21 protein-coding genes and 6 tRNA genes are annotated in these 22,368 nt (G+C 60.2%); 25 read left to right on the forward strand and 2 right to left on the reverse strand.

The genetic code is table 11. From position 1 onward, the window contains the following. Window positions 1-67: 67 nt before the first annotated feature. From asnB to ACJ8HB_RS17235, 7 genes are all read left to right on the forward strand, one after another. On the forward strand, window positions 68-1,732 hold the full coding sequence (gene asnB / locus ACJ8HB_RS17205; protein WP_033637446.1) for an asparagine synthase B: 1,665 nt from the start codon (window positions 68-70) through the stop codon (window positions 1,730-1,732). A 219-nt stretch (window positions 1,733-1,951) separates the two neighbouring features. Continuing rightward, window positions 1,952-2,028, forward strand: a tRNA-Met gene (locus ACJ8HB_RS17210). A gap of 16 nt (window positions 2,029-2,044) precedes the next feature. Beyond that, window positions 2,045-2,129 (forward strand) — tRNA-Leu (locus ACJ8HB_RS17215). A 30-nt stretch (window positions 2,130-2,159) separates the two neighbouring features. After that, window positions 2,160-2,234: transfer RNA gene (locus ACJ8HB_RS17220), tRNA-Gln, on the forward strand. A gap of 44 nt (window positions 2,235-2,278) precedes the next feature. After that, window positions 2,279-2,353, forward strand: a tRNA-Gln gene (locus ACJ8HB_RS17225). A 41-nt stretch (window positions 2,354-2,394) separates the two neighbouring features. Further along, window positions 2,395-2,471, forward strand: a tRNA-Met gene (locus tag ACJ8HB_RS17230). A gap of 4 nt (window positions 2,472-2,475) precedes the next feature. Then, window positions 2,476-2,550: transfer RNA gene (locus ACJ8HB_RS17235), tRNA-Gln, on the forward strand. Window positions 2,551-2,637: 87 nt separating this feature from the next. On the opposite strand, the gene ubiF is transcribed toward ACJ8HB_RS17235, so the two are convergent. After that, complete coding sequence (ubiF, locus tag ACJ8HB_RS17240) at window positions 2,638-3,819, reverse strand: 3-demethoxyubiquinol 3-hydroxylase (protein WP_442520201.1); 1,182 nt, start codon at window positions 3,817-3,819, stop codon at window positions 2,638-2,640. A 197-nt stretch (window positions 3,820-4,016) separates the two neighbouring features. Between ubiF and miaB the strand changes: the two genes are divergently transcribed. From miaB to ACJ8HB_RS17300, 12 genes are all read left to right on the forward strand, one after another. Continuing rightward, on the forward strand, window positions 4,017-5,441 hold the full coding sequence (gene miaB, locus ACJ8HB_RS17245) for a tRNA (N6-isopentenyl adenosine(37)-C2)-methylthiotransferase MiaB (protein ID WP_025301853.1): 1,425 nt from the start codon (window positions 4,017-4,019) through the stop codon (window positions 5,439-5,441). A 118-nt stretch (window positions 5,442-5,559) separates the two neighbouring features. Next, on the forward strand, window positions 5,560-5,895 hold the full coding sequence (locus ACJ8HB_RS17250; RefSeq protein WP_004939967.1) for a zinc ribbon domain-containing protein YjdM: 336 nt from the start codon (window positions 5,560-5,562) through the stop codon (window positions 5,893-5,895). Between the two features lie 234 nt (window positions 5,896-6,129). Continuing rightward, window positions 6,130-7,185 carry a PhoH family protein gene (locus tag ACJ8HB_RS17255; RefSeq protein WP_033637443.1) on the forward strand — a complete coding sequence of 352 codons (1,056 nt, stop codon included), beginning with the start codon at window positions 6,130-6,132 and terminating at the stop codon, window positions 7,183-7,185. Next, complete coding sequence (gene ybeY, locus ACJ8HB_RS17260; protein WP_033637441.1) at window positions 7,182-7,655, forward strand: rRNA maturation RNase YbeY; 474 nt, start codon at window positions 7,182-7,184, stop codon at window positions 7,653-7,655. Before ACJ8HB_RS17255 ends, ybeY begins: the two co-directional genes overlap by 4 nt. A gap of 84 nt (window positions 7,656-7,739) precedes the next feature. After that, entirely contained in the window at window positions 7,740-8,618 is an 879-nt protein-coding gene (corC, locus tag ACJ8HB_RS17265) for a CNNM family magnesium/cobalt transport protein CorC (protein ID WP_004939973.1), read from the forward strand. A gap of 7 nt (window positions 8,619-8,625) precedes the next feature. After that, window positions 8,626-10,155 (forward strand): apolipoprotein N-acyltransferase, encoded by a 1,530-nt coding sequence (lnt, locus tag ACJ8HB_RS17270; RefSeq protein WP_033647194.1) that lies wholly within the window; start codon window positions 8,626-8,628, stop codon window positions 10,153-10,155. 393 nt (window positions 10,156-10,548) lie between these two features. Next, on the forward strand, window positions 10,549-11,445 hold the full coding sequence (locus tag ACJ8HB_RS17275; protein ID WP_047568902.1) for an amino acid ABC transporter substrate-binding protein: 897 nt from the start codon (window positions 10,549-10,551) through the stop codon (window positions 11,443-11,445). A gap of 213 nt (window positions 11,446-11,658) precedes the next feature. Continuing rightward, window positions 11,659-12,399 (forward strand): amino acid ABC transporter permease, encoded by a 741-nt coding sequence (locus tag ACJ8HB_RS17280; protein ID WP_033647195.1) that lies wholly within the window; start codon window positions 11,659-11,661, stop codon window positions 12,397-12,399. Then, window positions 12,399-13,073: a glutamate/aspartate ABC transporter permease GltK gene (gltK, locus tag ACJ8HB_RS17285; RefSeq protein WP_033637438.1), complete on the forward strand. Its 675-nt coding sequence runs from the start codon at window positions 12,399-12,401 to the stop codon at window positions 13,071-13,073. The genes ACJ8HB_RS17280 and gltK overlap by 1 nt, the downstream gene beginning before the upstream one ends. Next, window positions 13,073-13,798, forward strand: coding sequence for an amino acid ABC transporter ATP-binding protein (locus ACJ8HB_RS17290; protein ID WP_033637437.1), 726 nt, complete (start codon window positions 13,073-13,075; stop codon window positions 13,796-13,798). The genes gltK and ACJ8HB_RS17290 overlap by 1 nt, the downstream gene beginning before the upstream one ends. 114 nt (window positions 13,799-13,912) lie before the next feature. Then, window positions 13,913-14,845, forward strand: coding sequence for a pyrimidine-specific ribonucleoside hydrolase RihA (rihA, locus tag ACJ8HB_RS17295; RefSeq protein WP_047568905.1), 933 nt, complete (start codon window positions 13,913-13,915; stop codon window positions 14,843-14,845). Window positions 14,846-14,993: 148 nt separating this feature from the next. Beyond that, window positions 14,994-15,698, forward strand: a complete 705-nt coding sequence (locus tag ACJ8HB_RS17300; protein ID WP_047568908.1) for an FMN-dependent NADH-azoreductase — start codon at window positions 14,994-14,996, stop codon at window positions 15,696-15,698. Window positions 15,699-15,738: 40 nt separating this feature from the next. Here ACJ8HB_RS17300 and ACJ8HB_RS17305 read toward each other — a convergent pair whose 3' ends face one another. Further along, a complete protein-coding gene (locus tag ACJ8HB_RS17305; RefSeq protein ID WP_025301844.1) occupies window positions 15,739-16,221 on the reverse strand; it encodes a zinc ribbon-containing protein in 483 nt (160 codons plus the stop codon). Between the two features lie 285 nt (window positions 16,222-16,506). Between ACJ8HB_RS17305 and leuS the strand changes: the two genes are divergently transcribed. The 6 genes from leuS (at window position 16,507) to rlmH (ending at window position 22,333) form a co-directional block, all read left to right on the forward strand. Next, on the forward strand, window positions 16,507-19,089 hold the full coding sequence (gene leuS, locus ACJ8HB_RS17310; protein WP_033637432.1) for a leucine--tRNA ligase: 2,583 nt from the start codon (window positions 16,507-16,509) through the stop codon (window positions 19,087-19,089). 14 nt (window positions 19,090-19,103) lie between these two features. Continuing rightward, the gene (lptE, locus tag ACJ8HB_RS17315; protein ID WP_033637431.1) at window positions 19,104-19,664 is read left to right on the forward strand and encodes an LPS assembly lipoprotein LptE; all 561 of its coding nucleotides are present in this window, start codon (window positions 19,104-19,106) and stop codon (window positions 19,662-19,664) included. Beyond that, window positions 19,661-20,695, forward strand: a complete 1,035-nt coding sequence (holA, locus tag ACJ8HB_RS17320) for a DNA polymerase III subunit delta (protein WP_047568910.1) — start codon at window positions 19,661-19,663, stop codon at window positions 20,693-20,695. The genes lptE and holA overlap by 4 nt, the downstream gene beginning before the upstream one ends. After that, on the forward strand, window positions 20,685-21,347 hold the full coding sequence (gene nadD, locus ACJ8HB_RS17325; RefSeq protein ID WP_047568912.1) for a nicotinate-nucleotide adenylyltransferase: 663 nt from the start codon (window positions 20,685-20,687) through the stop codon (window positions 21,345-21,347). Before holA ends, nadD begins: the two co-directional genes overlap by 11 nt. 194 nt (window positions 21,348-21,541) lie before the next feature. Continuing rightward, window positions 21,542-21,859, forward strand: coding sequence for a ribosome silencing factor (gene rsfS / locus ACJ8HB_RS17330; RefSeq protein ID WP_016928774.1), 318 nt, complete (start codon window positions 21,542-21,544; stop codon window positions 21,857-21,859). Window positions 21,860-21,862: 3 nt separating this feature from the next. Next, window positions 21,863-22,333 (forward strand): 23S rRNA (pseudouridine(1915)-N(3))-methyltransferase RlmH, encoded by a 471-nt coding sequence (gene rlmH / locus ACJ8HB_RS17335; RefSeq protein WP_004940002.1) that lies wholly within the window; start codon window positions 21,863-21,865, stop codon window positions 22,331-22,333. The last annotated feature ends 35 nt before the right edge of the window (window positions 22,334-22,368 follow it).

Below are 22,368 nucleotides of genomic sequence, written 5' to 3' on the forward strand. Positions count from 1 at the left end.
AATCGGCAATGCTGCCCATAACAGTAAAAACAACATCACAGTCATAAAAGCCCGTTAGGAGAGTTGTATGTGTTCTATTTTCGGTGTGCTCGATCTGAAGTCCGATCCCGTTGAACTGCGTAAGAAAGCGCTGGAGCTGTCGCGCCTGATGCGCCACCGCGGCCCGGATTGGTCCGGCGTTTACGCCAGCGACAAAGCCATTTTGGCCCACGAACGCCTGTCGATCGTCGACGTCAACAACGGCGCTCAACCGCTGTACAACGCTGCGCACACCCACGTTTTGGCGGTCAACGGCGAAATTTACAACCACCAGGCGCTGCGCCAACAGCTGAGCGACCGCTACGCGTTCCAGACCGGTTCCGACTGTGAAGTGATTCTGGCGCTGTATCAGGAGAAAGGCCCGGACTTCCTTGACGATCTGCAAGGCATGTTCGCCTTCGCCCTGTACGACACCGAAAAAGACGCCTACCTGATCGGCCGCGATCATCTGGGCATCATCCCGCTGTACATGGGCCACGACGAGCACGGCAACCTGTACGTCGCCTCGGAAATGAAAGCGCTGGTGCCGGTGTGCCGCACCATCAAGGAATTTCCGGCCGGCAGCTACCTGTGGAGCCAGGACGGTGAGATCCGCGAATACTATCGCCGCGACTGGTTCGATTACGACAGCGTCAAAGACAACGTGACCGACGCCACTGCCCTGCGCACCGCGCTGGAAGAATCGGTGAAAAGCCACCTGATGTCCGACGTGCCTTACGGCGTGCTGCTGTCGGGCGGGCTGGATTCCTCGGTCATCTCGGCGATCACCAAGAAGTACGCCGCGCGCCGCGTGGAAGATCAGGAACGCAGCGAGGCCTGGTGGCCACAGCTGCACTCCTTCGCCGTCGGCCTGGAAGGCTCGCCGGATCTGCGCGCCGCGCAGGAGGTGGCCAACCATCTGGGCACCGTGCACCATGAAATCCACTTCACCGTGCAGGAAGGCCTGGACGCCATCCGCGACGTGATTTACCACATCGAAACCTACGACGTCACCACCATCCGCGCCTCGACGCCGATGTACCTGATGTCGCGTAAAATCAAGGCGATGGGCATCAAGATGGTGCTCTCCGGTGAAGGCGCGGACGAAGTGTTCGGCGGCTACCTCTACTTCCATAAGGCGCCGGACGCCCGCGAATTCCACGAAGAGACCGTGCGCAAGCTGCTGGCGCTGCATATGTTCGACTGCGCGCGCGCCAACAAGGCGATGTCCGCCTGGGGCGTTGAGGCCCGCGTACCGTTCCTGGACAAGAAATTCCTCGACGTGGCGATGCGCATCAACCCGAAAGATAAAATGTGCGGCAACGGCAAAATGGAAAAACACATCGTCCGCGAATGTTTCGAGTCCTATTTGCCGGCCAGCGTGGCCTGGCGCCAGAAAGAGCAGTTCTCCGACGGCGTCGGCTACAGCTGGATCGACACGCTAAAAGAGGTCGCTGCGCAGCAAATCAGCGATCAACAGCTCGAAACTGCGCGTTTCCGCTTCCCGTACAACACGCCGACTTCGAAAGAAGGCTACCTGTACCGCGAAATCTTCGAGGAGCTGTTCCCGCTGCCGAGCGCCGCCGAATGCGTGCCGGGCGGCCCGTCTGTCGCCTGCTCGTCCGCCAAGGCCATCGAATGGGACGAATCGTTCAAGAAGATGGACGATCCTTCCGGCCGCGCCGTCGGCGTACACCAGGCCGCCTATAAATAATCGCGCGGCGCTTTCCCTCGGGGCGGGCCTTTTGGCCCGCCTTTTTGTTGCCTTTTCCCCCCGCCAACTGCCTGAATTGCCGATTTTATCGCCATAATGTTCACAACCCAGACAAACGGCGCTTCCGAGCACTTTTTCGGGAAAAAACTTGTTGACGCAAATCGGTCATATACGCATAATGCGCCCCGCAACGCCGATGAAGGCAAAGCAAAAAAAGAGGGCTACGTAGCTCAGCTGGTTAGAGCACATCACTCATAATGATGGGGTCACAGGTTCGAATCCCGTCGTAGCCACCATCTCTTTTTTGCATTTGCGGGAGTGGCGAAATTGGTAGACGCACCAGATTTAGGTTCTGGCGCCGCAAGGTGTGCGAGTTCAAGTCTCGCCTCCCGCACCATTTCTCTTCATCGTCGGCGCAGTATGTTGATGGGGTATCGCCAAGCGGTAAGGCACCGGTTTTTGATACCGGCATTCCCTGGTTCGAATCCAGGTACCCCAGCCATATTCTTTCGGGAATGGGGTTTCAACATAAGATTTGTTTGCAGGTGGGGTATCGCCAAGCGGTAAGGCACCGGTTTTTGATACCGGCATTCCCTGGTTCGAATCCAGGTACCCCAGCCATAACAAACTGCTTGCAAATCAAAGAAGTAAAAAGCACCATCGGCTACGTAGCTCAGCTGGTTAGAGCACATCACTCATAATGATGGGGTCACAGGTTCAAATCCCGTCGTAGCCACCATAATTGGGGTGTCGCCAAGCGGTAAGGCTCTGGTTTCTGATACCAGCATACCCAGGTTCGAATCCTGGCACCCCAGCCATATTTAGAAAAGCCCGCTTCGGCGGGCTTTTTGCTTTTCGGCGCTCGGCCAATCCTAACGAGCCCAGCCGCAGCCGAGCCCTGTCGGTTACAATCCCAACGCGTATTTCAACGCATGCTCTTTCAGCTTGCCCGCCCGCTGCGCGGCCATCAGCGCCAGATTGCGCGCCACGTTCAGCGGCGCCAGGTTATTGCTGAAAGCGGTATAGAACAGATCCATGCCGCTCTGCATCAGCAGATTGTCGGTACGGCGGCGGCGCTGATAGCGCAGCAGTACCGCCTCGCTGCTCCAGTCCTCTCCCTGCTCCCGCGCATCGCTTAATACGTTCAGCAAGGCATCCACGTCGCGATACCCCAGATTGACGCCCTGCCCGGCCAGCGGATTGATGGTATGCGCCGCATCACCCAATAGCGCCAGCCCCGGCAACACGTAGCGCTGCGCATGACGCCGCGTCAGCGGGAACGAACCGGCGGCGTGCACCTTAACCGGGCCCAGTCGCGCCGGGAAAGCGGCGGCGATCTCGCGCTCCAGTTGCGCCGGCGGCATCGCCTGCAGCTGGCGAATGCGCTGCGGGCTGTCATACCACACCAGCGACGCCCAGCTGTCGTACAGCGGCAGGAAGGCACGCGGCCCGGATGGGAAGAAGCGCTGCCAGGTCACATCCTGCTGCGGCGCGCCGGTATCGACGGTGATCAACATGCACGCCTGACGATACTGCCAGCCGTTGGTGCCGATCGCCGCCAGCTTGCGCACCTGCGAGTTGGCGCCGTCGGCGCCGACAACCAAACGCGTCTGCAGCGTCTCACCGCCGTCCAGCGTAAGTTGCCAGGCATTGTCCGCCCGCTGCAGCGATTGCAGCCTGGCGGGGCACAGCAGCGTCAAATTGGCGCACTGCGCGAACTGCTGCCACAGCGCCAGCTGCAGAATGCGGTTTTCCACCATAAAGCCCAGCTCCGGCAGCCCCAGGGACACCGCGTCGAACGCCACGCGCGACGACGCCCACTCCCAGGTCTCCAGCTGGCGATACGGCGCCGTGCGCATCGCCGTCACGGCCTGCCAGGCGCCGAGCTGTTTCAGCAGCCCCACCGAGGTGCAGCCGATAGCGGAAATGCGCAGATCCGGCGGGCTTTGCGCCTCGAACGCCTGCGGCGCCTGATGTTCCAGCAACGCCACCGACCTGCCCGCCTGCGCCAGCCCCAGGGCCGCCGCCGCGCCGACCATGCCGCCGCCGACCACCACCGCGTCATACCGATTTTGAGATGTCTTCATATTGGCTATGTTTTCTGTGTGAATGCTCGCCATCCCACCCGGTATGGCGTTTTGCGCAGTGTACCGGATTTTCGCTCCGGCTTCAGGTTGCGTGCCATTTTCCCCCGCGCTGGTCACAACGGCGGCAAATGATTACAATACGCGCCCTGCATGTCGCGTAACGCAACTTTCGCTCCGCACTGAGTAATGGCAAGTCAATGACGAAAAAACTACATATCAAAACCTGGGGCTGCCAGATGAATGAGTACGATTCATCGAAAATGGCCGACCTGTTGAACAGCACGCACGGCTTCGAGTGGACCGATAACGCCGAAGAGGCGGACGTGCTGCTGCTGAACACCTGCTCGATCCGTGAAAAGGCGCAGGAGAAAGTTTTCGCCATGCTGGGGCGCTGGCGCTTGCTGAAAGAAAAGAACCCGTCGGTGATCATCGGCGTCGGCGGTTGCGTGGCCTCGCAAGAAGGTGAACTGATCCGCAGCCGCGCGCCCTGCGTTGACGTGGTATTCGGCCCGCAGACCCTGCACCGCCTGCCGGAAATGATCAATCACGTTCAGGGCACCCGCAGCCCGGTGGTCGACATCAGCTTCCCGGAGATCGAAAAGTTCGACCGTCTGCCGGAACCGCGCGCCGAAGGCCCGACCGCATTCGTGTCGATCATGGAAGGCTGCAACAAATACTGCACCTTCTGCGTGGTGCCTTACACCCGCGGCGAGGAAGTGAGCCGCCCGAGCGACGACGTGCTGTTCGAAATCGCCCAACTGGCGGCGCAGGGCGTACGCGAGGTCAACCTGCTCGGCCAAAACGTCAACGCTTACCGCGGCGCCACGCATGACGGCGATATCTGCTCGTTCGCCGAACTGCTGCGCCTGGTGGCGGCCATCGACGGCATCGATCGCATTCGCTTCACCACCAGCCACCCGATCGAGTTCACCGATGATATCATCGCGGTGTACGAAGACACGCCGGAGCTGGTCAGCTTCCTGCACCTGCCGGTGCAGAGCGGTTCGGATCGCATCCTGACCATGATGAAACGCGCGCACACCGCGCTGGAGTACAAGGCGATTATCCGCAAGCTGCGCAAGGCGCGGCCGGCCATCCAGCTCAGCTCCGATTTCATCGTCGGTTTCCCGGGCGAAAGCCAGGCCGATTTCGAACAGACCATGAACCTGATCGCCGACGTCAATTTCGACGTCAGCTTCAGCTTCATCTATTCGTCGCGCCCGGGCACCCCGGCGGCGGACATGGTCGACGACGTCAGCGAAGAAGAGAAAAAACAGCGGCTGTATATTCTGCAGGACCGCATCAACCAGCAGGCGCTGCAGTTCAGCCGCCGCATGCTCGGCACCGTCCAGCGCATTCTGGTGGAGGGCACCTCGCGCAAAAGCGTGATGGAGCTGGCCGGGCGCACGGAGTGCAACCGTGTGGTAAACTTCGAGGGCACCCCCGACATGATCGGCCAGTTCGTCGACGTGGAAATTACCGAGGTGCTGACCAACACCCTGCGTGGCGCAGTGGTGCGCACCGAACAGCAGATGGATCTGCGCGTACATGAATCCCCGCAGTCGGTGATCGCCCGTACCCGCAAAGAAAACGCGCTGGGCGTCGGCATTTACCAGCCCTGACGCCGCGGCGGCCGCCTTATCGCCGCCCATTCGCGCTACTCCTTACCGTTTCTCCGCCGGGCGTCCGCGCCCGGTGATTTGCTTTTTTATTTTTTTATTGTTGAAGAGGCGACATACCATGCAACTCCCACACTGCCCAAAGTGCAACTCCGAATACACCTACCAGGACAATGCCCTGTTCATCTGCCCTGAGTGCGCCCACGAGTGGAGCGACAGCGCCCCGGCGGAAGATCAGGACGCGCTGATCGTCAAAGACGCCAACGGCAACCTGCTGGCGGACGGCGACGCGGTCACCGTGATCAAAGACCTGAAGGTCAAAGGCAGCTCCTCGATGCTCAAGATCGGCACTAAGGTGAAAAACATTCGCCTGGTCGAAGGCGATCACAACATCGACTGCAAAATCGATGGCTTCGGCCCGATGAAGCTGAAATCCGAGTTCGTGAAAAAGAACTGATTCCCAGCGGCCTTGTTCTGTGATGACGCGGCGGGCTTTGCGCCCCGCCGCGTTTTTTCCTTATCTTCCCTTGAATTTCGCCGACGGCGCACAGATAGATCAGCGGTAAACTTGCGCCGTTGCGGCGCACCATGAATAATTCAAGAAAGAGAGTATTCAGGCTCGCCCTGAACGCGCGCGTCCCGGACGCGCTATGTGACATCAACCAGGCCCGATGTGACCTAGAGGAATAGTTTGAACGTCGCAACACAAGAAATTTTGTTAGAGCCCGCAGACAACAAGCGTTTGCTCAGCCTGTGCGGCCCGTTTGATGACAACATCAAACAACTCGAGCGCCGATTGGGCATCGAAATCAATCGCCGCGACAACCGTTTCAAGCTGGTCGGCAAAAACCTGTGCGTGGCCGCCGCCGCCGATATCCTGCGCCATCTGTACGTGGATACCGCGCCGATTCGCGGCGTGATCCCGGATATCGATCCGGAGCAAATCCATCTGGCCATCAAAGAGAGCCGGGTGCTGGAACAGGTAGCCGACAGCGTGCCGGATTACGGCAAGGCGGTCACCATCAAAACCAAGCGCGGCATGGTGAAACCGCGCACGCCCAACCAGGCGCAGTACATCGCCAACATTCTCGATCACGACATCACCTTCGGCATCGGCCCGGCGGGCACCGGCAAGACCTACCTGGCGGTCGCCGCCGCGGTAGATGCGCTGGAGCGCCAGGAAATTCGCCGCATTCTGCTGACCCGCCCCGCGGTCGAAGCCGGCGAAAAGCTGGGCTTCCTGCCGGGCGATCTGAGCCAGAAGGTCGATCCCTATCTGCGCCCGCTGTACGACGCCCTGTTCGAAATGCTGGGCTTCGAGCGCGTGGAGAAGCTCATCGAGCGCAACGTGATCGAAGTCGCGCCGCTGGCCTATATGCGCGGCCGCACGCTGAACGACGCCTTTATCATTCTGGATGAGAGCCAGAACACCACCATCGAACAGATGAAGATGTTCCTGACGCGCATCGGCTTCAACTCGAAGGCGGTCATCACCGGCGACGTCACCCAGATCGACCTGCCGCGCAACCAGAAATCCGGCCTGCGCCACGCGGTGGAAGTGCTGTCGGACGTGGAAGAACTGAGCTTCAACTTCTTCCACAGCGAAGACGTGGTGCGCCACCCGGTGGTGGCCCGCGTGGTCATCGCCTATGAGGCCTGGGAAGCGGCCGAACAGAAACGCAAAGACGCGATTGCCGAACAACGTAAGCGCGAGGCGCTCGCCGCCTCCGAGCAGGAGACACCATGAGCCAGGTGATTTTGGATCTGCAGATTGCCTGTGAAAGCGGCGACGGCCTGCCGGATGAGGCCACCTTCCAGCGCTGGCTGGAAGGCGTGCTGCCGCAATTTCAGGAAGAGGCCGAGGTGACCGTGCGTCTGGTTGACGAAGCGGAAAGCCACGAGCTGAACCTGACCTACCGCGGCAAAGACAAGCCGACCAACGTGCTCTCTTTCCCGTTCGAGGCCCCGCCGGGCATCGAGCTGCCGCTGCTCGGCGATCTGATCATCTGCCGCCAGGTGGTTGAACAGGAAGCGATTGAGCAAGGCAAGGCGCTGGAGGCCCACTGGGCGCATATGGTTGTCCACGGCAGTCTTCATCTGCTAGGGTATGACCACATCGAAGACGATGAAGCCGAAGAAATGGAGTCTTTGGAAACCGAAATCATGCACGGACTGGGCTATCCTGATCCGTACCTGGCGGAAAAAGACCCCGTCTGACGTCAGCCGTTTACCCTACAGCCCCCTGCGGGGCTGTCGCTGACGCCCCTTAACTCTGACATGAGTGACAGTAACGAAAACGCCATGAGCGACGACCATTCACAAAGCAATGACAGCCCCAGTCCCAAGAAGGGGTTCTTTACTCTTATCCTTAACCAGCTGTTCCACGGCGAGCCCAAAAACCGTGGCGATCTGGTCGAGCTGATCCGTGATTCCGAACAAAACGACCTGATCGATCCCGATACTCGCGACATGCTGGAAGGCGTGATGGATATCGCCGAGCAGCGCGTGCGCGACATCATGATCCCCCGCTCCCAGATGGTGACGCTCAAGCGCAACCAGACGCTGGAAGAGTGCCTGGACGTGATTATCGACTCCGCCCACTCGCGCTTCCCGGTGATCAGCGAAGACAAAGATCACATCGAAGGCATCCTGATGGCCAAGGATCTGCTGCCGTTCATGCGCGCAGACTCCGAGCCGTTCAGCATCGACAAGGTGCTGCGCACCGCGGTGGTGGTGCCGGAAAGCAAACGCGTCGACCGGATGCTGAAAGAGTTCCGCTCCCAGCGCTATCACATGGCGATTGTCATTGACGAATTCGGCGGCGTATCCGGCCTGGTCACCATCGAAGACATTCTGGAACTGATCGTCGGCGAGATCGAAGACGAATACGACGACGAAGACGATCTGGATATCCGCCAGCTCAGCCGCCACATGTACACCGTGCGCGCGCTGGCCCCGATCGAAGACTTTAACGAAGCCTTCGGCACCCATTTCAGCGACGACGAGGTCGATACCATCGGCGGTCTGGTGATGCAGGCCTTCGGTCACTTGCCGGCGCGCGGGGAAACCATTGAAATCGAAGGTTACCTATTTAAAGTTGCCATGGCCGACAGTCGACGTATTATCCAGGTTCATGTAAAAATTCCGGACGATTCTCCACCACCGAAACTGGAAGATTAAATCCAACATGGCTAAAGCCTCATTACTTGAACGCCAGCGGGTTCGCGCCCTGCTGGCGCTGTTGTCAGGTGCCGGCGGGACGCTGGCGTTCTCGCCCTACGACTTCTGGCCCGCGGCCATCGTATCCCTATTCGGCCTGCTGGCCGTTACCCTCAATCGCACCGCCAAACAGTCTGCCCTGCTCGGCTTTGTCTGGGGCTTCGGGCTGTTCGGCAGCGGCATCAACTGGGTGTATGTCAGCATCGCCGATTTCGGCGGCATGCCTTTCGCCGTCAACGTCTTCCTGGTGGTGCTGCTCGCCGCTTACCTGTCGCTGTATACCGGGCTGTTCGCCGGGCTGTTGACGCGCCTGTGCCCGGCCACCCGCTGGTGGCGGCTGGCCATCGCCGCGCCGGCGCTGTGGCAGGTGACCGAATTCCTGCGCGGCTGGGTGTTGACCGGCTTCCCCTGGCTGCAGTTCGGCTACAGCCAGATCAACGGCCCGCTGAAGGGCATCGCGCCGCTGCTGGGCGTCGACGCCATCACCTTTGTGCTGATGGCCATCGCCGGCCTGCTGGTGTACGCCGTCAATCAGCGCCGCCTGTCGGCTGCGGTCATCGCCGCCGCGCTGCTGCTGTTGCCGTGGCCGCTGCGCCAGCTGCAGTGGTTTACCCCGCAGCCGGAGAAAGCGGTAAACGTCGCCATGGTGCAAGGCAACATCGCCCAGTCGATGAAATGGGATCCGAAAGCGCTGGTCAGCACGCTGCAAACCTATCTGGACGAAACCCGTCCGTACGTGGGCAAGGCGCCGATCGTCATCTGGCCGGAGTCCGCCATCCCGGATTATGAAGCCAACCAGAACGGCTTCCTGACCATGATGGACGACCTGATGCGGGCGAAGAACAGCAGCCTGATCACCGGCATCGTCGACGTGCGCGCCACGCCACAGGGCCAGCAGATCTACAACAGCGCCATCGTGCTCGGCGAACCGACGCCGTACAGCTACCCGGACAAGAATCGCTACAACAAGCACCACCTGGTGCCGTTCGGCGAATTCGTGCCGCTGGAGACGCTGCTGCGGCCGCTGGCGCCGTTCTTCGATCTGCCGATGTCTTCCTTCAGCCGCGGCGACTATGTGCAGCCGCAGCTCAGCGTGCGCGGGTACAACCTGACGGCGGCCATCTGCTACGAAATCGTGCTGGGCCAGCAGGTGCGCGATAACTTCCGCCCGGACACCAACTTCCTGCTGACCATCTCCAACGATGCCTGGTTCGGCCACTCCATCGGCCCGTGGCAACACTTCCAGATGGCGCGCATGCGGGCGCTGGAGCTCGGCCGGCCGCTGCTGCGCAGCACCAATAACGGCGTCACCGCCGCGGTGGACGCGAACGGCGAGGTGATCGCCGAAATCCCGCAGTTCACCCGTCAGGTGCTCGAAGTGAAGGTCACGCCGACCACCGGCGTCACGCCTTATGCGCGCTTCGGCGCCACGCCGCTGTGGGTGATTACCCTGCTGCTGGGCGGCTGGGCGCTGATGTTGGGCCTGCGCCGCAAATAATCCTCTCCGTCGGGGCGCGCCCGCCGCGCCCCACTTTCCCGTCAATATCCCCACCTCAGTCAGAAAATGCCGTTAAATCAACGCGGCTGGCACACTCCTTGCTTTTATCTATGGCGACCTCGCGCGCCGGTTTACTTTTGCTGACGTTTTGTCGCACCTGCGCACATTTTGGGTGCGTCGAGCGCACCGCACGAGTGCGTCAGCGTTTTGTTGCATTGATTTGGTGCGCGCGGCGTCTCAAAAAATGAAACATTTTAGTTTCAAGATATTCACAATCGGTTATTTTTTAACGGCTATCCGTTCTAAGACTATCTTTATAACTTGAGCAATAAATAGTCGGTTTAACCTGACGCTCTTTAGTCAGAGCCACCACAACAGCAAAGGAGTTGGACCATGCAAATGCGTAAATTGGCGTTATCGTTACTGCTGCTCGGTATGGCAGGTAGCGTGGCGCATGCGGAAGACCTGACCGGTACGCTGAAGAAAATCAAAGACAATGGCGTGATCGTTGTCGGCCACCGCGAATCGTCAGTGCCGTTCTCCTACTACGACAACCAACAAAAAGTTGTGGGCTACTCTCAGGACTACTCCAACCAAATCGTTGAAGCCGTTAAGAAAAAGCTGAATGCACCGAATCTGCAGGTGAAAATGCTGCCGATTACCTCGCAGAACCGCATCCCGCTGCTGCAAAACGGCACCTATGATTTCGAGTGCGGCTCCACCACCAATAACCTCGAGCGCCAGAAACAGGCCGCCTTCTCCGACACCATTTTCGTGGTCGGCACCCGCTTGCTGGTGAAAAAAGGCTCCGACATCAAAGACTTTAAAGACCTGGCAGGCAAACCGGTGGTGGTCACCTCCGGCACCACCTCCGAAGTGCTGCTGAACAAGCTGAACGACAGCGGCAAGATGAACATGCGCATCATCAGCGCCAAAGATCACGGCGATTCCTTCCGCACTCTGGAAAGCGGCCGCGCCGTAGCCTTCATGATGGATGACGCCCTGCTGGCGGGCGAGCGCGCCAAGGCCAAGAAACCGGAGCAGTGGGAAATCATCGGCACGCCGCAATCGAAAGAGGCCTACGGCTGCATGCTGCGTAAAGACGACCCTGAGTTCAAAAAACTGGTCGATGACACCATCGCCCAGGCGCAAACTTCCGGTGAAGCGGCCAAGTGGTTTGACAAATGGTTCAAACAGCCTATCCCACCAAAACAGCTCAACATGAACTTCGAACTGTCGGACGACATGAAGCAACTGTTCAAAGAGCCTAACGACAAAGCGTTGAACTAAATAGAACAAAAGCCGGGGCGGCCGCCAGGCCAAACCGGCCCAGTTGATGACTGGGACAGACAGGAATGAGGGGGGCCGTTCCCCTCCCTCATTTTCCCCAAGGCGCGCCACCGACATCCGTACACAACAAGCCAGCCAGACTGGCCGCGCGGCGATCGGCGCTCATCAAGTCATCAATCTTCGGCGCCCTGCGCCCGTTTATCGGAGTTTGTTATGTCAATAGATTGGAACTGGGGTATCTTCCTGCAGCAGGCCCCGTTTGGGAACACCACTTACCTCGGCTGGATCTGGTCCGGCTTTCAGGTCACGGTGGCCCTCTCCGTCTGTGCATGGATTATCGCTTTCTTCGTCGGTTCGCTGTTCGGTATCTTGCGTACCGTGCCCAACCGCTTTCTTTCCACTCTCGGCACCTGTTACGTCGAGCTGTTCCGCAACGTGCCGCTGATCGTGCAATTCTTTACCTGGTATCTGGTGATCCCCGAGCTGCTGCCGGTCAATATCGGCACCTGGTTCAAGACCGAGCTGGATCCCAACGTGCAGTTCTTCGTCTCTTCCATGCTTTGTCTGGGGCTGTTTACCGCCGCCCGCGTTTGCGAGCAGGTGCGCGCCGCCATTCAATCCCTGCCGCGCGGCCAGAAAGCCGCCGGGCTGGCGATGGGCCTGACGCTGCCGCAAACCTACCGCTACGTGCTGTTGCCGAACGCCTATCGGGTGATCGTGCCGCCGATGACCTCGGAGATGCTCAACCTGGTCAAAAACTCCGCCATCGCCTCCACCATCGGGCTGGTGGACATGGCCGCGCAGGCCGGCAAGCTGTTGGATTACTCCGCACACGCCTATGAATCCTTTACCGCCATCACGCTGGCTTATATCGGCATCAACGCCGTTATCATGCTGTTTATGCGTCTGGTCGAAAAGAAAGTGCAGTTGCCTGGCAACCTGGGGAGTAAATAATGTACGAATTTGACTGGGCGTCGATCGTTCCAAGCTTCCCTTATCTGCTGCAGGGCATGGTGATCACGCTGAAGATCACCGTGACCGCCGTCGTGGTCGGCATCCTGTGGGGCACCGTGCTGGCGGTGATGCGCCTGTCGCCGTTCAAACCGATCAGCTGGTTCGCCACCCTGTACGTCAACCTGTTCCGTTCGGTGCCGCTGGTGATGGTGCTGCTGTGGTTCTATCTGGTGGTTCCAAGCTTATTACAACAGGTTCTAGGGCTGTCGCCGAAAACCGATATTCGCCTGATCTCGGCTATGGTAGCCTTTTCCCTGTTTGAAGCGGCTTATTATTCGGAAATCATCCGCGCCGGCATTATCAGCATCTCGCGCGGCCAATCTTCCGCCGCGCTGGCGCTGGGCATGACCCACTGGCAATCCATGCGGCTGGTGATCCTGCCGCAGGCGTTCCGCGCCATGGTGCCGCTGCTGCTGACCCAGGGCATCGTGCTGTTCCAGGATACCTCGCTGGTTTACGTACTGAGCCTGGCCGACTTCTTCCGCACCGCGTCGACCATCGGCGAACGCGACGGCACCCAGGTTGAAATGATCCTGTTCGCTGGCTTTGTCTATTTTGTTATCAGCCTCGCCGCCTCGGCGCTGGTAAGCTATTTGAAGAAAAGGACTGTTTGATGATATCCCTGAAAAATGTTTCCAAGTGGTACGGTCACTTTCAAGTGTTGACCGATTGCACCACCGAAGTGAAAAAAGGCGAAGTGGTCGTCGTCTGCGGTCCTTCAGGTTCCGGCAAGTCCACCCTGATCAAAACCGTCAACGGCCTGGAGCCGATCCAGCAGGGAAGCATCCTGGTGAACGGCACGCCGGTCAACGACAAGAAAACCAACCTGGCGCAGCTGCGCGCCAAGGTCGGCATGGTGTTCCAACACTTTGAACTGTTCCCGCACCTGTCCATCATCGACAACCTGACGCTGGCGCAGGTAAAAGTGCTCAAGCGCGATAAGACCGCCTCGCGCGAGAAGGGCCTGAAGCTGCTGGAGCGCGTCGGCCTCACCGCCCATGCCAACAAATTCCCCGGTCAGTTGTCCGGCGGCCAGCAGCAGCGCGTCGCCATCGCCCGCGCGCTGTGCATGGATCCGATCGCCATGCTGTTCGATGAGCCGACCTCGGCGCTCGATCCGGAAATGATCAACGAAGTGCTGGACGTAATGGTCGAACTGGCGAACGAAGGCATGACCATGATGGTGGTGACCCACGAAATGGGCTTCGCCCGCAAGGTGGCGAATCGCGTGATCTTTATGGACGAAGGCAAAATCGTCGAAGACCGCAACAAAGACGATTTCTTCAACAACCCCGAGTCCGATCGCGCCAAGGACTTCCTGGCCAAGATCCTGCACTAAACGCTTTGCCTATGCGCCCCCCAGGGGCGCATCTTTTCTCCCGGCACTAAAAGCGCTTGTTTCTCCCCGGTTTTGATCCGATGCTCGCTGGATAACAAACAGAGGAGAAAGAACATGCCCCGCCCTATTATCATCGATTGCGATCCCGGCCTCGACGACGCCATCGCGCTGGCCATGGCGCTGCGTTCGCCGGAGCTGGACGTCAAAGCCATCACCACCTCCGCCGGCAACCAGACGCCGGAGAAAACCCTGCATAACGCGCTGGGCCTGTTGACCCTGATGCGGCGCGAGGACATACCGGTCGCCGCCGGCGCCGGCGGCCCGCTGATGCGCGAGCTGGTGATCGCCGACTATGTCCACGGCAAAACCGGCATGGGCAACACCCACCTGCCGACGCCGACCCTCAAACCCGATCCCCGCGGCGCCATCGAGCTGATCGCCGACCTGCTGCGCGCCAGCCCGCAGCCGATAACCCTGGTGGTGACCGGCCCGATGACCAATATCGCCCTGCTGTTGGCCCAGCATGCCGAGCTGAAAAGCCGCATCGAACGCATCGTATTTATGGGCGGCGGCATGAACGCCGGCAATACCACGCCGGTCGCGGAGTTCAACATCTTCGTCGATCCCGAAGCCGCCGAAATGGTGCTGAAATCCGGCGTGCCGCTGACCATGGCCGGCCTGAACGTCACCCATCAGGCGCTGGTGTTGCCGCAGGATATCGAACGCATTCGGCAGATAGCCAATCCGGTCGCGCAGGCGGTCGCGGAGATGCTCGATTTTTACCTGCCGCTGTATCTCAGCCACCCGCGCGGCCTGCCCGGCGCGGCGATGCACGATCCCTGCACCATCGCCTGGCTGCTGGCACCGCAGCTGTTTACCGGCGTAGAGCGCTGGGTGGGGGTAGAAACCAAGGGGGAATACACCGCCGGCATGACGGTGGTGGACTATTTCCAGCAAACCGGCAACGCGGCCAACGTGGAAGTGCTGACCGGCATCAACCGCGAAGGCTTTATCGATCTGCTGGCCGAGCGCGTAGCGCGTTATTGATCCCATCGGGGCGCATTTGCGCCCCTAGTTCAATTTTTTTGATTTAACTCAGCGAATTTTTGCGCTATCACTGTTCCTGGCTTGCCTCTACCATGCGTTTACACCGACTGACATCGTCACCGATTAGACTTCGCCTGGAGATAAGCCAATGAGCCGCGTACTGGTCCTGAAATCAAGTATTCTGGGTGAATATTCCCAGTCTGGAAAATTAGTCGATTTTTTTGTTGAACAATGGCGTGAAACTCACCCTGAAGACAGGTTCACCGTGCGCGATTTGGCCAACCCGACGCTGCCGGAGCTGGATGGTGAAGTGATGGCCGGTTTTACCGCCGGCGATAAACCGCTGACGCCGCACCAGCAAAGCACCCTGGCGCTGTCCGATGAGCTGATTGCCGAGCTGAAGTCGCACGACACACTGATCATCAGCGCCCCGATGTACAACTTCAACATCCCGACGCAGCTGAAGATCTACTTCGATCTGATCGCCCGCGCCGGTCAGACGTTCCGCTATACTTCCGCCGGCGCCGAAGGGCTGGTGACAGGCAAGAAAGCGATCGTCATCTCCAGCCGCGGCGGCATCCACGCCGACACGCCGACGGATCTGATCACGCCGTACGTGAAGCTGTTCCTGGCCTTTATCGGCATCACCGACGTTGAATTCGTGCTGGCGGAAGGCTTCGCCTACGGCCCGGAAGCGGCGGAGAAAGCCGCCCAGGACAGCCGCATCGCGGTCGCGCAGAAAATCCCGGCCGGCGTCGCCGTACCGGCCAGCGCACCGGCGCAGGCGCAAGCCGCCCCGGCCACCGTCAGCGGCGGTTTCCTCAGCAACCTGCTGAAGAAACTGTTCCGCTAAACGCCGGCCTTAGCGTTCCCCGCCCTGCCGGGGAGCGCCATCAAGGTTCAAACGGCCGCCGCTGGAACTGGTCGTGGCCGCATTTCGGGCACAGCGGCAGCACCTCCGGCGTGTAGAACGCCAGGTGGTAGTGACACTGCTCGCACACCAGATTGCCCAGCCCCACCACTTCACCGCTGTGGTAAACGCCGTGGTGGCTGACATCCTTGAACACCTCGCGCCACTCCAGCTGGGTTTTGTCGGTGATATCCGCCAGTTCCTGCCACAGGCTCTCTTTGATCACCCGCATAAACACGCTGTCGGTAAACTCGTCCCGGCTCTCCTGATAGCTGCGGGCGAACTCTTCCAGATCGCGCCGCACCGCCTGCGTCACCTGCCGCACCTCATCGCGGGTCAGATCCTCGGCCTCGTTCAACCGCCGCTCCGCGCTGGCCACCAGTTCGTCGATATCGCGTTCACCGTTTTTCAGGCGTTCGGTCAGCGATGCCACCAATTCGCGGTAATACTGAGCAACCTTGTTCATAGACTCTCCTCGATAAACGCTGCGCCGGACTTGGCTGTAGGGATACCCCTAAGCTACTTGTTCTTATTTTAGCCGTAAATGACTGATGTCACTTGGCAAGACGCGGGATCCGCAGGTTGTGAGCCGCGTCATGACGACGCTTTTTTTAAATGCGCCGAGTCAGGCGCTTGGAGTTGTTGCCGGGAGGTCTTATCAGCTATGCTATGCGGATCTACGAATACTAAATGTTCATTGCGTTGCCTCTGACCGGGGCAACGGTTTACACCTACAGGACCACCGGCCGCCATGCAAGAGCAATACCGTCCAGAAGACATAGAATCGAACGTACAGCTTCACTGGCAAGAGAAGCAGACTTTCAAAGTTACCGAAGACGACAGCAAGGAAAAGTACTACTGCCTATCCATGCTGCCTTACCCGTCCGGCCGACTGCACATGGGCCACGTTCGTAACTACACTATCGGCGACGTGATCTCGCGCTATCAGCGCATGCTGGGCAAAAACGTGCTGCAGCCGATCGGCTGGGATGCGTTCGGCCTGCCGGCGGAAGGCGCGGCGGTGAAAAACAACACCGCACCGGCCCCGTGGACCTACGACAACATCGAATACATGAAGAACCAGCTGAAATTGCTGGGCTTCGGCTACGACTGGGATCGCGAAATCGCCACCTGCCAGCCGGAATACTACCGCTGGGAACAGTGGTTCTTCACCAAGCTGTATGAAAAAGGCCTGGTCTACAAGAAGACCTCGGCGGTGAACTGGTGCCCGCACGATCTGACCGTGCTGGCCAACGAACAGGTTATCGACGGCTGCTGCTGGCGCTGCGACACCAAGGTCGAGCGTAAAGAGATCCCGCAGTGGTTCATCAAAATCACCGCCTACGCCGATCAGCTGCTGAACGATCTGGACACGCTTGAAAGCTGGCCGGAGCAGGTGAAAACCATGCAGCGTAACTGGATTGGCCGCTCCGAAGGCGTGGAAATCACCTTCGACGTGGCGGACAGCGAAGAGAAGCTGACGGTTTACACCACCCGTCCCGACACCTTCATGGGCGCCACCTACGTGGCGGTCGCCGCGGGCCACCCGCTGGCGCAACAGGGCGCGCGCAACAACCCGGCGCTGACCGACTTCATCGACGAATGCCGCAACACCAAAGTTGCCGAAGCCGAAATGGCGACGATGGAGAAGAAAGGCATGCCGACCGGCCTGTTCGTTGTCCACCCGCTGAGCGGCGAGAAGCTGCCGGTGTGGGTCGCCAACTTCGTGCTGATGGAATACGGCACCGGCGCCGTGATGGCGGTACCGGCGCACGACCAGCGCGACTGGGAATTCGCCACCAAATACGATTTGCCGATCAAGCCGGTGATCCTGAACCTCGACGGCAGCCAGCCTGACGTGAGCGCCGAAGCGATGACCGACAAAGGCGCGCTGTTCAACTCCGGCGAGTTCGACGGCCTGGACAATGAAGCGGGCTTCAACGCCATCGCCGACAAACTGGTCGCCAAGGGCGTAGGCCAGCGCAAGGTCAACTACCGTCTGCGCGACTGGGGCGTTTCCCGTCAGCGTTACTGGGGCGCGCCAATCCCGATGGTGACGCTGGAAGACGGCACCGTGATGCCGACGCCGGAAGACCAGTTGCCGGTGATCCTGCCGGAAGACGTGGTCATGGACGGCATCACCAGCCCGATCAAGGCCGATCCTGAGTGGGCGAAGACCACCGTCGACGGCCAGCCGGCGCTGCGTGAAACCGATACTTTCGACACCTTTATGGAGTCTTCCTGGTACTACGCGCGCTACACCTGCCCGCAGTATGACCAAGGCATGCTGGATCCGGCCGCCGCCAACTACTGGCTGCCGGTCGATCAATATATCGGCGGCATCGAACACGCCATCATGCACCTGATGTACTTCCGCTTCTTCCACAAGCTGATGCGCGATGCGGGCCTGGTGGATTCCGACGAGCCGGCCAAGCGCCTGCTGTGTCAGGGCATGGTGCTGGCCGACGCCTTCTACTACACCGGCAACAGCGGCGAGCGCGTCTGGGTGTCCCCGGTTGACGCCACCGTCGAGCGCGACGACAAGGGTCGCATCATCAAGGCCACCGATCCGCAAGGCCGTGAACTGGTCTATGCTGGCATGAGCAAAATGTCGAAGTCGAAAAACAACGGCATCGACCCGCAGGAGATGGTGGAAAAATACGGCGCGGACACCGTGCGTCTGTTCATGATGTTCGCTTCACCGGCAGAAATGACGCTGGAGTGGCAGGAATCCGGCGTGGAAGGGGCTAACCGCTTCCTGAAACGCGTGTGGAAACTGGCCTACGATCACGTGGAAAAAGGCGCGGTGCAGCCGCTCGACGTAGCGGCGCTGAACGAAGATCAGAAAGCGCTGCGCCGCGATCTGCACAAAACCATCGCCAAGGTGACCGATGACATCGGCCGCCGTCAGACCTTCAACACCGCGATCGCCGCCGTGATGGAGCTGATGAACAAGCTGGCCCGCGCACCGCAGGAGAGCGAGCAGGATCGCGCGCTGCTGCAGGAAGCGCTGCTGGCCGTGGTTCGCATGCTGTATCCGTTCACCCCGCACGTATGCTTCACGCTGTGGCAGGCGCTGGGCGGCGAAGGCGACGTGGACACTGCGCCATGGCCGGTTGCCGACGAGCAGGCGATGGTCGAAGACTCCAAACTGGTGGTGGTGCAGGTGAACGGCAAGGTTCGCGCTAAAATCACCGTATCCGCCGATGCGACCGAAGAGCAGGTGCGCGCGCGCGCTGCCGAAGAGCATCTGGTGGCTAAATATCTGGACGGCGTCACGATTCGCAAAGTGATCTACGTTCCGGGCAAACTGCTTAACCTGGTTGTGGGTTAACACAAGGAGGAATTGTGCGACAACGCATTCTGACGCTGTTGCTGGGGTTGGCGGTGCTGGTCACCGCCGGCTGCGGTTTTCACCTGCGCGGCACCACGCAGGTGCCTAATGAAATGAAAACGCTGATCCTGGACAGCGCTGACCCTTACGGCCCGTTGACGCGCTCGGTGCGCGAACAGCTGCGTCTGAACGACGTGACTATCGTCAGCGATCCGAAGCGTAAAGACGTGCCTTCCCTGCGCATTGTCGGCGCGACGGAAAGCCAGGATACCGCTTCGATCTTCCAGGACGGTAAAACCGCCGAGTACCAGATGGTGCTGACCGTGCAGGCGCAGGTGCTGATCCCGGGCCATGACCTGTATCCGCTGTCGGTGAAAGTGTTCCGTTCCTTCTTCGACAACCCGTTGACCGCGCTGGCCAAGGACTCCGAACAGGAGATCATTCGCCAGGAAATGCGTGAGCAGGCGGCGCAACAGCTGGTGCGCAAACTGCTGGCCGTGCATGCGGCGGAAGAAGATAACCGGCAGAAAGCCGCTGCCGCCGGCGAACGAGCGGCAAGCCAAACCGCACAATGATCCGCATTTATCCGGAACAACTTGCCGCGCAGCTCCGAGAGGGGCTGCGCGCTTGTTATTTATTGAGCGGCAATGAACCGCTGCTGCTGCAGGAGAGCCAGGATTTGCTCCGGCAGGCCGCGCAACAGCAGCAGTTCAGCGAGCACTACAGCATTTCCCTCGACGCCCATACCGACTGGGACGCCATCTTCGGCATCTGCCAGGCGATGAGCCTGTTCGCCAGCCGCCAGACGCTGCTGCTGATCTTCCCGGAAAACGGCCCAACGGCGCCGATCGGCGAACAGCTGACCAAGCTCGCCACGCTGCTGCACGAGGATATCCTGCTGATCCTGCGCGGCCCGCGCCTCACCAAAGCGCAGGAAAACAGCGCCTGGTTCAAGGCGCTCAGCCCGCACGGCGCCCTCGTCAGTTGCCAGACGCCGGAACAGGCACAGCTGCCGCGCTGGGTCGCCACGCGCGCCAAGGTGATGAAGCTGGAGTTGGACGACGCCGCCAATCAGCTGCTGTGCTACTGCTACGAAGGCAACCTGCTGGCGCTGTCGCAGGCGCTGGAGCGGCTGTCGCTGCTGCACCCGGACGGCAAGCTCACGCTGCCGCGCGTCGAACAGGCGGTGAACGACGCCGCCCACTTCACGCCGTTCCACTGGCTGGATGCCCTGCTGGCCGGCAAGAGCAAGCGCGCCTGGCATATTTTGCAGCAGCTGCAGCAAGAAGACGTGGAGCCGGTGATCCTGCTGCGCACCCTGCAGCGCGAACTGCTGCTGTTGCTGACGCTGCAGCGCCGCATGGCTTCCGCGCCGCTGCGCACGCTGTTCGATCAGCACAAGGTCTGGCAGAACCGCCGCCCGCTGGTGACCCAGGCGCTGCAACGCTTGTCCGGCCCCCAGCTGCAGCAGGCAGTACAGCTGCTGACGCAAATCGAGCTGACCCTCAAGCAGGACTATGGCCAGTCGGTCTGGCCGGAACTGGAAACCCTGTCGATGCTGCTGTGCGGCAAACCCCTGGCCACGAGTTTTACCGATGCCCACTAACCCGGAACACCCCACCGTTTTGCACGCGCTGTTCGGCGGCACCTTTGACCCGATCCACTACGGCCACCTGCGGCCTGTGGAAGCGTTGGCCGCCGAAGTGGGCCTGAATCGCGTCACGCTGCTGCCTAACCACGTGCCGCCGCACCGCCCGCAGCCGGAGGCCAATGCGCAGCAGCGCCTGAAGATGGTCGAGCTGGCGATCGCCTGCAATCCGCTGTTTGCCGTCGACGATCGCGAACTGCACCGCACCACCCCCTCCTACACCATCGAGACGTTGGAAACGATTCGTAAAGAGCGTGGCGCCGCCCAGCCGCTGGCGTTTATCATTGGTCAGGACTCGCTGCTGACGCTGCATAAGTGGCACCGCTGGCAGGCGCTGCTGGACGTGTGTCATCTGCTGGTGCTGGCGCGCCCGGGCTATAACGATCGCATGGACACGCCGGAACTGCAGCAGTGGCTGGAACGCCATCGCACCGCCGACCCGGCGCTGCTCAGCCGTCGCCCGCACGGCCATATCTATTTGGCCGATACGCCGGAGCTGGAAATTTCCGCCACCGAGATCCGTCAGCGCCGCCATCAGGGCCTCAACTGCGACGACCTGCTGCCACGCCCGGTGCAGCGCTATATCGAGTTGCAGGGTTTATATCGCTAGCGAAAGGTGCGTGATATACTGCGCCGCTATTTTTCAGGTATCCGCTGAAAACCCCGGAAACCTTAGCTGGCCGGGCAGTCACCAGTTAGCTGGCTTTCAGCGGCAGCCTGCCGAAACCATTATCCGGTTACGCCGCGGCGCGCGCATTTTGCCCGCCGCAGCCGACTGAACAGAACACACCCGAGGGGGAACCTTTGCAAGGTAAAGCGCTCCAAGATTTCGTCATCGATAAAATCGATGATCTGAAAGGCCAAGACATTATCGCTCTGGACGTCCAGGGCAAATCCAGCATCACCGACTGCATGATCATCTGCACCGGCACCTCGACTCGCCACGTGATGTCGATCGCCAGCCACGTGGTGCAGGAATCCCGTGCCGCGGGCATGGAGCTGTACGGCATGAAAGGCCAGGAAGCCTCCGACTGGATCGTGGTCGATCTGGGCGAAGTGATCGTGCACGTGATGCAGGAAGAGAGCCGTCGCCTGTACGAGCTGGAAAAACTCTGGAGCTAAGCGGTGAAACTGCAATTGGTGGCGGTCGGCACCAAAATGCCAGACTGGGTGCAAACCGGCTTTATGGATTACCTGCACCGCTTTCCCAAAGATATGCCGTTTGAGCTGACCGAGATCCCGGCGGGCAAACGCGGCAAAAACGCCGACATCAAGCGCATTCTGGACAAGGAAGGCGAACAGATGCTGGCGGCGGTGGGCAAAGGCAACCGCATCGTTACGCTGGACATCCCAGGCACGCCGTGGGAAACGCCGCAGCTGGCGCAGCAGCTTGAACGCTGGAAGCAGGATGGCCGCAACGTCAGCTTGCTGATCGGCGGCCCGGAAGGGCTGGCACCCGCCTGCAAAGCCGCTGCCGAGCAGAGCTGGTCACTGTCTCCGCTGACGCTGCCGCATCCTTTGGTGCGCGTCCTGGTGGCCGAAAGCCTCTACCGCGCCTGGAGTATTACTACAAATCATCCTTACCACCGGGAATAGCCGGTGGTGACCGTGACAGAGTGAAATAAAGCAGC

The sequence above is a fragment of the Serratia sp. CY27727 genome (assembly GCF_052169275.1).
GTDB classification, from domain to species: domain Bacteria; phylum Pseudomonadota; class Gammaproteobacteria; order Enterobacterales; family Enterobacteriaceae; genus Serratia; species Serratia sarumanii.